Annotated in this window: 15 protein-coding genes; 9 read left to right on the forward strand and 6 right to left on the reverse strand. The window is 40.4% G+C overall.

All coding sequences use genetic code 11. The annotated features are described in order from the left end of the window. The first annotated feature begins 41 nt into the window (after positions 1-41). The 3 genes from AC3ANV_RS04505 (at position 42) to AC3ANV_RS04515 (ending at position 2463) form a co-directional block, all read left to right on the forward strand. On the forward strand, positions 42-1550 hold the full coding sequence (locus AC3ANV_RS04505) for a leucyl aminopeptidase (RefSeq protein WP_488312475.1): 1509 nt from the start codon (positions 42-44) through the stop codon (positions 1548-1550). 172 nt (positions 1551-1722) lie between these two features. Beyond that, positions 1723-1959: a hypothetical protein gene (locus tag AC3ANV_RS04510; protein WP_488312476.1), complete on the forward strand. Its 237-nt coding sequence runs from the start codon at positions 1723-1725 to the stop codon at positions 1957-1959. A 120-nt stretch (positions 1960-2079) separates the two neighbouring features. Beyond that, positions 2080-2463 (forward strand): hotdog fold thioesterase, encoded by a 384-nt coding sequence (locus tag AC3ANV_RS04515; protein ID WP_488312477.1) that lies wholly within the window; start codon positions 2080-2082, stop codon positions 2461-2463. Here the strand turns inward: AC3ANV_RS04515 and AC3ANV_RS04520 are convergent. From AC3ANV_RS04520 to AC3ANV_RS04530, 3 genes are read right to left on the reverse strand one after another with little or no spacing between them, the layout of a single operon-like run. Beyond that, positions 2425-3063 (reverse strand): hypothetical protein, encoded by a 639-nt coding sequence (locus AC3ANV_RS04520; protein WP_488312478.1) that lies wholly within the window; start codon positions 3061-3063, stop codon positions 2425-2427. The two genes, AC3ANV_RS04515 and AC3ANV_RS04520, sit on opposite strands and share 39 nt — an antisense overlap. Continuing rightward, positions 3064-3375 (reverse strand): hypothetical protein, encoded by a 312-nt coding sequence (locus AC3ANV_RS04525; RefSeq protein ID WP_488312479.1) that lies wholly within the window; start codon positions 3373-3375, stop codon positions 3064-3066. Next, a complete protein-coding gene (locus tag AC3ANV_RS04530) occupies positions 3342-3635 on the reverse strand; it encodes a hypothetical protein (protein ID WP_488312480.1) in 294 nt (97 codons plus the stop codon). Before AC3ANV_RS04530 ends, AC3ANV_RS04525 begins: the two co-directional genes overlap by 34 nt. Before the next feature lie 334 nt (positions 3636-3969). Here AC3ANV_RS04530 and kapD point away from each other — a divergent pair, with 334 nt between their 5' ends. Then, entirely contained in the window at positions 3970-4590 is a 621-nt protein-coding gene (gene kapD, locus AC3ANV_RS04535) for a 3'-5' exonuclease KapD (protein ID WP_488312481.1), read from the forward strand. A 37-nt stretch (positions 4591-4627) separates the two neighbouring features. Here kapD and kapB read toward each other — a convergent pair whose 3' ends face one another. Continuing rightward, positions 4628-5008: a kinase-associated lipoprotein KapB gene (gene kapB / locus AC3ANV_RS04540; protein ID WP_488312482.1), complete on the reverse strand. Its 381-nt coding sequence runs from the start codon at positions 5006-5008 to the stop codon at positions 4628-4630. Between the two features lie 324 nt (positions 5009-5332). On the opposite strand from kapB, the gene AC3ANV_RS04545 reads away from it, so the two are divergent. From AC3ANV_RS04545 to AC3ANV_RS04565, 5 genes are all read left to right on the forward strand, one after another. Further along, a complete protein-coding gene (locus AC3ANV_RS04545; protein ID WP_488314135.1) occupies positions 5333-5869 on the forward strand; it encodes a peptidylprolyl isomerase in 537 nt (178 codons plus the stop codon). Between the two features lie 91 nt (positions 5870-5960). Then, positions 5961-6167, forward strand: coding sequence for a hypothetical protein (locus AC3ANV_RS04550; RefSeq protein WP_488312483.1), 207 nt, complete (start codon positions 5961-5963; stop codon positions 6165-6167). A 102-nt stretch (positions 6168-6269) separates the two neighbouring features. After that, entirely contained in the window at positions 6270-6818 is a 549-nt protein-coding gene (locus AC3ANV_RS04555; RefSeq protein ID WP_488312484.1) for a superoxide dismutase family protein, read from the forward strand. Between the two features lie 228 nt (positions 6819-7046). Continuing rightward, on the forward strand, positions 7047-7424 hold the full coding sequence (locus AC3ANV_RS04560) for a hypothetical protein (protein WP_488312485.1): 378 nt from the start codon (positions 7047-7049) through the stop codon (positions 7422-7424). 141 nt (positions 7425-7565) lie between these two features. Beyond that, entirely contained in the window at positions 7566-8765 is a 1200-nt protein-coding gene (locus AC3ANV_RS04565) for an alanyl-tRNA editing protein (RefSeq protein ID WP_488312486.1), read from the forward strand. Between the two features lie 31 nt (positions 8766-8796). On the opposite strand, the gene AC3ANV_RS04570 is transcribed toward AC3ANV_RS04565, so the two are convergent. After that, positions 8797-11067, reverse strand: a complete 2271-nt coding sequence (locus tag AC3ANV_RS04570; protein WP_488312487.1) for a glycoside hydrolase family 65 protein — start codon at positions 11065-11067, stop codon at positions 8797-8799. Positions 11068-11147: 80 nt separating this feature from the next. Beyond that, positions 11148-11981 carry a carbohydrate ABC transporter permease gene (locus AC3ANV_RS04575; RefSeq protein WP_488312488.1) on the reverse strand — a complete coding sequence of 278 codons (834 nt, stop codon included), beginning with the start codon at positions 11979-11981 and terminating at the stop codon, positions 11148-11150. Positions 11982-11987 lie beyond the last annotated feature (6 nt).

An 11987-nucleotide genomic window follows, 5' to 3' on the forward strand; every position in this document is an offset into this window, starting at 1 on the left:
TCGCTATAATAAGAACATATTCAAATGGGGGGGAACTGGACATGTTCCGAATGGCAACAAAAATAGAATTTTCAAATCAACATGAAGGTTTAGTTATCGGCGTTTTTGACAAGCCGAAAAAATTCACGGGGCGATTGGCCAAGGTTGATGACCTTTTCGAAGGGCAGCTAACAGAGCTTGTAAAAACGGGAGATATCTCAGCGAAATTAAAAAGTATTAGTAAAGTACATAGTTTCGGTAAGATTGGCTCAAAAAGAATTTGGTTTGTCGGTCTGGGGAAGGAAAAGGATATAACCTTCGAAAAGCTGTCTGAGGCTCTTGGGCGGGTTTTTAAAGAGCTGAAGGCTGCTAAGCTGGAAGAAGCTGCGGTGCTATTAGATTCATTTACATCTGAACAAGTGAATGGATTAGCTGCTGCTCATGCTGTGAGTGAAGCATTTGCTTTAGCAACTTACCATTTTGAAGGCTATAGACAAAAATCAAATGAACCGGAAAAAAGAATAAAAGATATTACTGTCTATAGTGAAGGCTATGAACCGGAGGATATCCGGGCATCCTTAACGGTTGGTTATGCTTTTGGCAAGGGGACGAATACGGCACGCACCCTCGTTAACACACCCGGGAATTTACTTACGGCAACGGATATGGCGAATTATGCCCAAGGGCTTGCTGCCAAATATGATTTTGAAGTAGAAATATTAGAAAAAGATGAAATTGAAAAGCTTGGTATGGGTGCATTTTTAGCTGTCAATCAAGGCTCGGCGGAACCTCCGAAGATGATTGTTTTAAAATATCAAGGAAAGGATCATTGGGAAGAAGTTATCGGACTTGTGGGAAAAGGGGTTACCTTTGACACAGGCGGTTACTCCATTAAAACAAAAGCCGGAATTGTCGGTATGAAAACGGATATGGGGGGAGCTGCAGCTGTTCTTGGTGCGATGGAAATCATCGGTGAAATTAAGCCGGAACAAAATGTTGTAGCTGTCATTCCTTCAACGGATAACATGATTAGCGGTGCCGCTTTTAAGCCGGATGATGTAATTACCTCGATGAGCGGAAAGACCATCGAAGTACTAAATACAGACGCTGAAGGCCGCTTAGTGTTAGCAGATGCTATTACTTATGCTAAACACCATGGAGCTGAGTATTTAGTTGATGTGGCAACCTTGACAGGCGGAGTTATCACCGCATTGGGACTCCATACAACAGGGGCAATGACAAATCACGAGCTGCTGTTTGAGCAGGTTTTGGAGGCGTCAAAGGAGGCCTGTGAGCCAATCTGGCAATTACCCTTGTTTGAAAAAGACATACAACGAGTAAGAAACAGTAAAGTAGCTGATTTAAATAATTCACCCGGCTCGGAAGGCCATGCAATTGTTGCAGGTGCATTTATTGGAGAATTTGCTGAAGGTACACCATGGGTCCACTTAGATATTGCAGGTACGGCAACGACTTCAAAGGAATATGACCTTGGTCCATCCGGTGCAACAGGCGTCATGGCCCGTACACTTGCCTTATTCGTTGAACGTTTTGAGCCAATTAAAAAGTAAGACTCATACCACTAGGGATGACCTTGAACGGCAAAAAGAGAGAACAAGGTATCAGAGCAGGTGGATAATACCGTATAAGGATTTAGTTTTCTGAAAAGGGCCCACTCCAATTCCTATATCTTCGCATATGAAATAGTGTAGGCAAGTATAGAGGAAAAGGAGGTAAGGCTGCATGTACCCTTATCGAAATCAGTACCCGGTACATGATCAAAGATTTTTTGGATTCTTTGGATTACCATTGGCAGGTGCCTTTCTAGGCGGTTTAATAGGTGGTGGGATTGGAGGAGCTTTAGCAAGCCGTCCATTCTTTGGAGGCTACCCGGGTTTTGGCTATCCCGGTGTTGGTTATCCCCCAATGGGCTACCCTGGTATGGGCTTTCCGGGCTATGGAGCCCCATATTATTATTAAAAAGACAAAAAACAGCTCTTGTGGCTGTTTTTTTCATTAGAAAAAGGAGAATGAAAGAATATTGGAGAAATACTTTATTTAAATTTTTCTAGAATATTACATATCATAGGAGGAATAAGAATGATAAAAAACACTTTAATCGAAGCCTTGGGTATTGAAATTACTCATTTAGAAAAAGGAAAAGTCATCGGAACAATGCCGGTGGACACACGGACACGCCAGCCCTTTGGTTTACTGCATGGAGGAGCATCTGTTGCATTAGCGGAAACAGTTGCAAGTGTAGGTGCTTATGAATTGGTGGATAAAGAAACAGAAGGTGTTGCCGGGCTGGAAATCAATGCGAATCATGTTCGCCCGATTGCAGAAGGAACAGTAACGGCGGTTGCAACTGTATTATATCAAGGAAAAACAACAATGGTTTGGGATATTAAAATTTCCGACGATCAAGACAAGCTTATTTGTGTTTCACGTTGTACAATGGCCGTTATAAAATTGAAAAAATAACAAAAGCAGTCTCATGGGGGTGGGGATATTTACTTGAAGTGAATTTCCTGCAAGAGCTGTCGTCCGAATAAGCCTTGCATTCGGACAATCCAAAGCGATTTTCTGCCGGAGCTGTCCGAATACCACCCGCATTCGGACAATCAAAGGCAATTTTCTGCCAGATCTGTCCGAATAAGCATTGCATTCAGACAATCCGAAGCAATTTTCTGCCAGATCTGTCCGAATACCACGCGCATTCGGACAATCCAAAGCGATTAACTGCCAGATCTGTCCGAATACCACGCGCATTCGGACAATCAAAGGCAAATTTCTGCCAGATCTGTCCGAATAAGCCATGCATTCGGACAATCCAAGGCAAATTTCTGCCAGAGCTGTCCGAATAAGCCTTGCATTCAGACAATCCGAAGCAATTTTCTGCCAGAGCTGTCCGAATAAGCCATGCATTCGGACAATCCAAGGCGAATTTCTGCCAGATCTGTCCGAATAAGCCTTGCATTCAGACAATCCAAAGCAAATTTCTGCCGGAGCTGTCCGAATACCACCCGCATTCGGACAATCAAAGGCAATTTTCTGCCAGAGCTGTCCGAATAAGCCTTGCATTCAGACAATCCGAAGCAATTTTCTGCCAGAGCTGTCCGAATAAGCCATGCATTCGGACAATCCAAGGCGAATTTCTGCCAGGGCTGTCCGAATAAGCCTTGCATTCAGACAATCCAAAGCAAATTTCTGCCGGAGCTGTCCGAAAACCACCCGCATTCGGACAATCAAAGGCAATTTTCTGCCAGAGCTGTCCGAATAAGCCTTGCATTCAGACAATCCAAAGCGATTTTCTGCCGGAGCTGTCCGAATAAGCATTGCATTCGGACAATCCGAAGCAATTATCTGCCAGATCTGTCCGAATAAGCATTGCATTCGGACAATCCGAAGCAATTATCTGCCAGATCTGTCCGAATAAGCATTGCATTCGGACAATCCGAAGCAATTATCTGCCAGATCTGTCCGAATAAGCCATGCATTCGGACAATCCAAAGCGAATTTCTGCCAGATCTGTCCGAATACCACCCGCATTCGGACAATCCAAGGCGAATTTCTGCCAGAGCTGTCCGAATAAGCCTTGCATTCAGACAATCCAAAGCAATTATCTGCCAGATCTGTCCGAATAAGTCATGCATTCGGACAATCCAAAGCAATTATCTGCCAGATCTGTCCGAATACCACGCGCATTCGGACAATCCAAGGCGAATTTCTGCCAGATCTGTCCGAATAAGCCTTGCATTCGGACAATCCAAAGCAATTCCCTGCCGGAGCTGTCCGAATACCACCCGCATTCGGCCTATGATCTTTTTTCAGTATCCGGGGGTAGTATATAGTTAGAAAAATTAAAAAAATTCAAACCTTTTTCATGCTATAATAAAAGAAATAAAAAAATAGAAAATAAGCACAATTTTTTGTACAGGTTTCTTTATATAATGATAAAAAGGAGATTGAAAGAAAGGTGGGGAAAATATGAAAGGAAGGCGACAATATTTATTTATTGATTTTGAGTTTACCATGCCTGAACGGAATGTCCGGATGAAAAATTTTTTTGCGGAAATAATCGAGGTAGGAATTGTTGCTGTGGTTGATGATCAAATAACTGAGCAATTCTCATCCTATGTTACACCGCTTAAGTTTCCTATTTTATCAGAACGCTGTAAATCATTCTTACATATTTCGCAGCAGCAGGTTGATAAGGGGTTATCTATTTATGAGCTTGTAAGAAAAATGGAGGAGTTCAATAAAAAATACGAAACTACCATTGTTACTTGGGGAAATATGGATATGAAGGTACTGCGCCATAATTGTTTAGAAGCCGGAGTCCCTTTTCCATTTAATGCAGCCGAATTAGATTTGTCAATGGAATATAAGCGGTTTTTTGGGGATCAAAATCAAACAGGCTTATGGAAGGCTGTTCAAGAGTATGGTAAAGAAGGGACAGGCAGACATCACCGGGCACTTGATGATGCCTTAACCACTTATAATATATTCCGTCTCGTTGAAAAGGATAAACGTTATTTAGAAAAACCAAAGCCAACGACGATTGGTGACCGGGTTGATTTTTCTAAGCTATTAAATAAATTTGCGTAAAAGGCCAAATCATTCCACCTGATTTGGCTTTTTACGATTATTTTAAATAGTCCTTTTCAAGTGATTCCGCCATCTTTAAGCTCATGTCGGCCCATGGTGATGGGTTTTCCAATAATTCCTTTTTCATTTTAGCCAACGCTTCTTTTAAGGATGCTTGATAGTCAGGAACTTCATTTTCAAAATGCTTGACCATTTGTTTCGGAACATTAGCTTGTTCCCTATAGGAGAGTGCCCGTCTTTCATGAAAAATGAGAACATCTGCGTTTTTTGGGTTGTGAAGATCACCTTGCATCGGGTGCTTGACCACTGCTAACACTCTTACTAGAAAGTTCTGAGGACGTACCTCAGTAATTTCTCCAATATATTTCCCTGTTTTATAAATGGCTGTTACTGTATCACCAATCCGGAATTCCTGCACCGCTTTTCCCCCTAACTTAAAAATACATTATTTCTTTTTCATTATGAGACATTCAAACCAAAAAAACAAAGTGCAAAAATAGATCATTTCGGTTAAATTAAAAAAATGGAGGGATGATAAATGAGAAAAAGTTTGCAATTTTGGGCTACGTTCATAGCAGTAATTCTAATTTTGGCCGCTTGTGGGACAAGCAATGCAAAAAATGATACAAACACAAACAATTCCACGCCAAAAACAGAACAGAAGGAAGGAAGCAATAAAGTGGCAAATACTGATTATCCTCAACTTACAACCAACGTATCTGAAAATGAAAAACTAGTTGAAATGGAAACCTCGATGGGGACGATTAAAATCAAATTATTCCCAAAATATGCCCCGAAAGCTGTAGAAAACTTTGTGAAACATAGCGAGGAAGGCTATTATAACGGTTTGATTTTTCACCGTGTGATCAAAGATTTCATGATTCAAGGCGGAGACCCAAGTGGGAATGGGACAGGCGGAGAAAGCATTTGGGGCAAGCCTTTTGAAGATGAATTCTCTAATAATCTCTTTAACCTCCGCGGTGCATTGTCGATGGCGAATTCCGGGGTAAATACTAATGGCAGTCAGTTTTTTATCGTTCAAAATACGAAGCTGGATCCATCTATGAAGGCACAATTGGAAAAGGCAGATTATCCAAAAGCGATCATTGATGCTTACGACAATCATGGGGGAACACCATGGCTTGACCACCGGCATACCGTGTTTGGACAAGTTATCGAAGGGTTGGATGTTGTTGACAAGATTGCCAACACTCCTACAGACCCTAAGGATAAACCGCAAAAAGATGTCGTGATTAAAAATATAAAGGTATTAAAATAATCAATAATGGAAAGGGCTATATATTGGTATGAAACGTTTTTTGTTGCTATAATAAATCATTGAGCATTCCTTTAAAGAAAGGGAGAAAAAGATGTTTCATCCGTTCGTACTTGCAGAGTTTTTATACTTTCCAAAAGATAAATCAGAATATATTCCTGCAGCCATTAGCTTTTTTTTCTTTTTCATAGGAGCTATCATTACCATGAGATTTATTATTGCGCATTCCAAACGTGAAGCACAAAAGGCAAAAGAGTTAGAGGAAAAATTAAATATTCAAAGTAATCATAAGGAACAGTAGGAAAAACCGCTGTTCCTTTTTTCTATTAAAAAGGGGGATTTGAATACCCAATAGATTGTTTGTAGATACTAATCGCAAAATGTCTATGTGGGGGTCATACATATGAAAAAAAGTTGGATGATTATTCCGCTTCTTTTATTAGCAGGGTGTACCCAGCAAAATCCGAAAAAGCTTGATGTAGAAATGTTTAATGCGGTTGGAGATTCACTTGGAAAAATAAATCTAGCCGAGCAAGCCAGCGGTGTTAAGATGTCGGTAAATTTAAAGGGCTTGTCTCCCGGCATCCATGCTATTCATATCCATGAAAATGGAACTTGTAAGGCACCTAGTTTTAAATCTGCCGGCAACCATTTCAACCCGGAAAAAAAGGACCATGGTCTTCTAAATCCAAAAGGAGCACATGCCGGGGATCTTCCCAATCTAATTGTCGAGGATGACGGGTCAGTAAAAGCCGATATCATGGCACCTAATGTTACCTTTAAAAGTGAAAAAAAATCTCTATTTACAAAAAAGGGCACGTCAATTGTCATTACACAAGGGAAAGATGATGGGATGACCCAGCCGGCAGGGAATTCCGGAAAACGGATTGCCTGCGGTGAAATATCCAGTACTAAAAAAGCTTCAAAATCAAAGCAAGAAGAAAAACAATAGATTGATTCGAAGCTGCCTCCTTCCAAAGAGCCGGCTTCTTTCTGTTTTATCAAAGGATCGAAAAATCTTTCCATTTTGCACCATAACAATTAAACCTCAGGTTTGAGGTTCTTTATTTGCCTCCATTTCACTTTGGCGAATTTTTTTTATTTTCATAGGTAAAAATCTATGCTTATCCCAAAAGTGAGACATACACTACCATGTACACAGTTTTAGGAGGCGATTTTAATGTCAAAACGTCAATACCCGGGCGGATTTTCAGGCCAGCCCGGCCAGCAAATGGGCTATCCGCAAATGGGGGGTTATCCACAAACAGGTTATCCGCATACCGGCTATCCACAAATGGGGGGCTATCCACATACAGGCTATCCATATGGCGGTTATCATCCACATGGCTACCCATACGGCCATCATCACCCACATCATGCAGGCTATCCATATGGTATGACCGGCTATCCGCATACAGGTGGAATGGGCGGATTCCCGCATACAGGTGGAATGGGCGGATTCCCGCATACAGGTTTCCCGCAAGGAATGGGCGGATTTCCGCAAAGCGGTCAAACTCAAATGCCAAAACCACCTACTGGCCAACGAAAAGAAAAGTAATTATTAATAAATTTTTCATATGGTCCTGTTCCTTCAAACATTGAAGGAACAGTTTTTTTGTTTTAAACACTTTCCTTGATTTCTGCTTCTTTTTTACCGACAATGGGTTCAATAAGTAAAATCACCGGGAGTGTAAACAGGATGGAAAATAAACTGTATTATAAAGACACCTACATACAATCTTTTTCGAGTAAGGTTATAAGGCAGGAACAAGACGAAGCGGGAAATTGGTATATTGTTTTGCGGAAAACCGCCTTTTATCCTACGGGGGGAGGGCAGCCCCATGACTTAGGAACGATCGAGGATAGAGAGGTAATAAAGGTTGAAGAAATCGATGGAGATATTCGCCACTATCTTGAAAGCCCGATAGAAGAAATAGGCATGGAGGTTAGAGGTGTAATCGATTGGAAAAGACGTTTTGATCATATGCAGCAGCATGCAGGGCAACACATTTTATCAGCTGCTTTTGACCATTTATTCCAGTTCAAGACAGTGAGCTTCCATTTAGGAAATGAACTGCTTACCATTGATATCGGGACAGAATTGTTAACAGACCAAGAAGCTAAACAAGCGGAGGAGCTTGCTAATAAAATTATTTTAGAGAATAGACCGATTGAAATAAAATGGGTGACAGAAAATGAGTTGTCTCAATACACTTTGCGAAAAGAAACCAAGGTAAAAGAAGATATTCGATTGGTCATTATTCCGGACTTTGATTATAACGGCTGCGGCGGAACCCATCCAAAAGCAACAGGTGAAGTTCAAGCGATTAAAATATTGAATTGGGAAAGGCAAAAGAAAAATATTCGTGTTCAGTTTGTTTGTGGAAATCGTGTACTAACCCAGCTTCATCAAAAACAAAAAGTACTTCTTGAATTAACAAAGTTTTTGAATGCACCTGAAAAAGACATGGGACAAGCTGTTATTCGGCTTCTGGAGAATGGGAAAAAATTAGAAAAATCGCTGGAACAAGCGCAGGATATCCTCCTTCAGTATGAGGCAAAGGACTTGCTGGAAAAAAGTAAAACAGGTAACCAAGAAAACATTGTGATGAGCGTATTTCAAGATCGAACCATTCAAGTGCTTCAGAAATTGGCCCGAAATGTGACAGCTGAAGATGAAAGGTCGATGGCCTTTTTTGTATCTGAAAATGAAGGAAGGTTACAGCTGGTTTGTGCACGAGGGAAGGAAAGAACAGAAAATATGAAAAAGCTGATAGGAAGTGCCCTGGCTATCATTAGCGGTAAGGGCGGAGGGAACGAGTTTTTTGCCCAGGGTGGTGGAGATGCATTGATTTCGGGGAAAGAAATGCTGCAACATTTATTGGAAATGACAAAATAGAGAAAAGACCTCCAGTGATTGGAGGCCTTCGTCATTTAATCATGAAGGAAGACTCTTTTTCAAGATGATAAGGCTGATTGTACACTGTTAATGTTATAGGTTCACCATCTAAAAGCTTCATGTTTAGTTGTTTATCCGTCTTTTCTATCCAAATTTTCCGTCCCTTAAATTGGAAAGAAAAGGAGTACCCTTCCCATTTGTCAGGTAAGGCTGGAGCAAGAAAAATCCCTTCCTCTTTAATCCGTAATCCTGCAAAACCAAATACAATGGCTAACCACGTGCCCCCCATATTGGCCATATGAAGTCCATCCTTTGTATTTCCATGGGTATTATCTAAATCCAATCTAGCCGTTTCGATAAAATAGTCATAGGCTTTTTGTTTTTGCCCCAGTTTGGAAGCCATTATACTATACACACATGATGACAAGGATGAGTCATGTGTGGTTATTTTTTCATAATAATTATAGGATTTACGTATTGTTTCTAAATCCTCTAAATCCTCTAACAAAAAGTGGGCCAGTACTGTATCCGCCTGTTTGCAAACCTGATACCGGTAAAGAGTAAGCGGATGATAATGTAAAAGAAGCGGGAACTTTTCCTTAGGTGTTGCTTCAAAATCCCAGACGGCTTTTTGTAAAAAGGTATCATCTTGGGGATTTATTCCTAGGGCTTCATCAAAGGGTAAATACATTTGTTCTGAGGCCATATGCCAAATTTCAGCCTCTTTCTGCTCTAAGCCAATTCTTTTACTCAGGGCTGAAAAAGCTTCTGGATCCATTGATTCTAATAAGTGATAAACTTTTACGGCCCATTGCAAATTGTGTTTTGCCATCGCATTTGTATAATAATTATTGTTTACGATACAGGTGTATTCATCAGGCCCGGTAATAGCATCAATTTTAAAGGAATCCCCATCAAAGTGTCCTGTATCTGCCCAAAGCCTGGCGGTCTCAAATAGTACCTCCGCACCGACGTCCCTCATAAACGCCATATCTTCACTGACAAGGTAATATTGCACAAAGCTATAGGCGATATCGGCACTTATATGATACTGTGCCGATCCTGCCGGGAAGTACGAAGAACATTCTGTACCTGAGATGGTCCTCCAGGGAAATAAAGCTCCCTTTCGATGTCCCATTTCTTTTGCATGGTTTCTGGCCTGATCCAGAATAGAATAGCGGTATAAAAGAAGCCTTCTTGCCATTTCGGGCTGTGTCATTAAAAAAACAGGGAAAATATAGATTTCAGTATCCCAGAAATAATGTCCTTCATAGCCTTCTCCTGACAAACCTTTTGCGGCTATGTTAGAGTAACGGTCTCTTCCTGTTGATTGGAGTAGATGGTATATGTTAAATCGGATACCTTCCTGTAAAGCTAAATCTCCTTTAATTTCAATATCAGCATGGCTCCAAAAATTGCCTAAATAGGCTTCTTGTTCAGCAGAAATTTGGGCGAAATCTTTAAGTTCTAACTTTTTTTGCACATACAGTGCGGAAGCAAACAAATCTTCACCATGCCTCAATGTATCAACGAAAATACTTTTTTTCTCAAAAAATGCTTTTTCAGAGAAATCAAAGATAAATTCAGAAGTAATAGAATTTGCATCAAGATGATTGATCCTTTTAAAAGGATTAGTTAGCTGATAAGTAGCTGCACAAGCAGTTTTTAGCTTCGTATTAGTTGTTTCACATTCGACATAGGAGACACCGTCCATTTGTTTAACTCCGGTCACATTTAACAGCTTGGCATGACTGGAAGACACACGCGGGTCGCTTGTATCAATATAGTTTGATACATCCCCGTTAATAGTGGAAACAATCTTGATCTGCCCTTTATAGTGAGGGGATTCAAGTTCCACCTTTTGGATCAATAATTCTTTTTGAATAAACGATACTAACCGTTTAAAAATTAATTTGATTTCGTTTCCTGAGGGAGACCGCCATTCGATTATTCTTTCCGAAAAACCTTTATCAAGATGTAAATGACGTTCAAAGGAAAGGACCTCCCCTTCGTCTAAACTAAATCGTTCTTCTCCTAGGTAAATTTCAATGGTTTGTGAATCAATAATATTTAAGAGCTTCTGCTGTGTATCCGGAAAGGCATACAGCTTTTCTCCATAAGGAATGGTTACGGAATCATAGAACGCATTTAAGTAGGTTCCGCGAATCGTTTTTTGACCGGCCTGCAATCCTTCTTCAAAATTACCCCGAACGCCAAGATAACCGTTTCCATTGAAAAATAAGCTTTCATCCACTAAAATTTGCGCATCTTCTTTATTAAAAGAACTAATTTTCCAAGACATGTTGTACACCCCATTTTTGTCTATCAGGTAGATTTTTTGATAAATCCTTTATCTAAAAGGTAAAAGCGGATAGAATTTGATTATTCTTTTACACCGCCGCTGGTTAATCCGGAAACAATCTGCTTCTGGAAGAAGAGAACAATTATAAGTGTTGGGACAGTCACAATAGCTGTCGCTGCAGATACTTGTCCCCAGAGAATTTCAAACTGTGTTCTCAAGAAAGAAATCGCTACAGGTACCGTATGATACTCGGCATTAGGGTTCAGTGTAATCGTTAAAAGGAACTCATTCCATGCGGCGATAAAGGTAATGATGGCAGTCGTAAAGACGCCGGGTGCTGCCAATGGGAAAATGATTTTATATAATGTTTGGAAGGTAGTTGCACCATCCATTTTTGCTGATTCTTCAAGTGCAGTTGGAATTTGGTTGAAATGTGTGACCAGAATCCAAACCGCCATCGGAAGTGTAATTGTTGAGTATGGCAATACAACAGCATAGGAGTTTAATAGCTTTAAATGTAAAAATAAGTTATATACAGGGCCCGTGATAATCATTTGCGGAAACATCGAAACAGCCAGAATTAAACCTAGAAGAATATTCTTACCGCGAAAATGAAACCGTGATATCGCATAGGCGGAAAGGGTCGCAACAATAATGATATAAATGGTTGTTGTTGTCGCGACAATAAAACTATTTTTAATCGAGTTTAAAATTCCTTTTTCAAAAAGGATGGTTATATAATTTTGGATGGTTGGATTCTTGGGAATAACGCGAAACGCCCCTGTACCGAATATTTCTCCGGATGTTTTAAAGGAGGTAATAAATACCCAGAAGAATGGGAACACCATCGCAAACAAATAAAACACAACCACTACACCGAAGGTTATCCATAATTTTCTTTTAGATGTCTGCACAGCAAC

Source organism: Neobacillus sp. DFD-2R, from assembly GCF_057747865.1.

What these genes read in the sequence shown, in the direction of transcription:
- AC3ANV_RS04505 (WP_488312475.1), top strand. Translation starts at nt 42, where the DNA reads ATGTTCCGAATGGCAACAAAAATAGAATTTTCAAATCAACATGAAGGT.
- AC3ANV_RS04510 (WP_488312476.1), top strand. Translation starts at nt 1,723, where the DNA reads ATGTACCCTTATCGAAATCAGTACCCGGTACATGATCAAAGATTTTTT.
- AC3ANV_RS04515 (WP_488312477.1), top strand. Translation starts at nt 2,080, where the DNA reads ATGATAAAAAACACTTTAATCGAAGCCTTGGGTATTGAAATTACTCAT.
- AC3ANV_RS04520 (WP_488312478.1), bottom strand. Translation starts at nt 3,063, where the DNA reads ATGCAAGGCTTATTCGGACAGCTCTGGCAGAAAATTGCCTTTGATTGT.
- AC3ANV_RS04525 (WP_488312479.1), bottom strand. Translation starts at nt 3,375, where the DNA reads ATGCAATGCTTATTCGGACAGATCTGGCAGATAATTGCTTCGGATTGT.
- AC3ANV_RS04530 (WP_488312480.1), bottom strand. Translation starts at nt 3,635, where the DNA reads ATGCATGACTTATTCGGACAGATCTGGCAGATAATTGCTTTGGATTGT.
- kapD (WP_488312481.1), top strand. Translation starts at nt 3,970, where the DNA reads ATGAAAGGAAGGCGACAATATTTATTTATTGATTTTGAGTTTACCATG.
- AC3ANV_RS04545 (WP_488314135.1), top strand. Translation starts at nt 5,333, where the DNA reads ATGGAAACCTCGATGGGGACGATTAAAATCAAATTATTCCCAAAATAT.
- AC3ANV_RS04550 (WP_488312483.1), top strand. Translation starts at nt 5,961, where the DNA reads ATGTTTCATCCGTTCGTACTTGCAGAGTTTTTATACTTTCCAAAAGAT.
- AC3ANV_RS04555 (WP_488312484.1), top strand. Translation starts at nt 6,270, where the DNA reads ATGAAAAAAAGTTGGATGATTATTCCGCTTCTTTTATTAGCAGGGTGT.
- AC3ANV_RS04560 (WP_488312485.1), top strand. Translation starts at nt 7,047, where the DNA reads ATGTCAAAACGTCAATACCCGGGCGGATTTTCAGGCCAGCCCGGCCAG.
- AC3ANV_RS04565 (WP_488312486.1), top strand. Translation starts at nt 7,566, where the DNA reads ATGGAAAATAAACTGTATTATAAAGACACCTACATACAATCTTTTTCG.
- AC3ANV_RS04570 (WP_488312487.1), bottom strand. Translation starts at nt 11,067, where the DNA reads ATGTCTTGGAAAATTAGTTCTTTTAATAAAGAAGATGCGCAAATTTTA.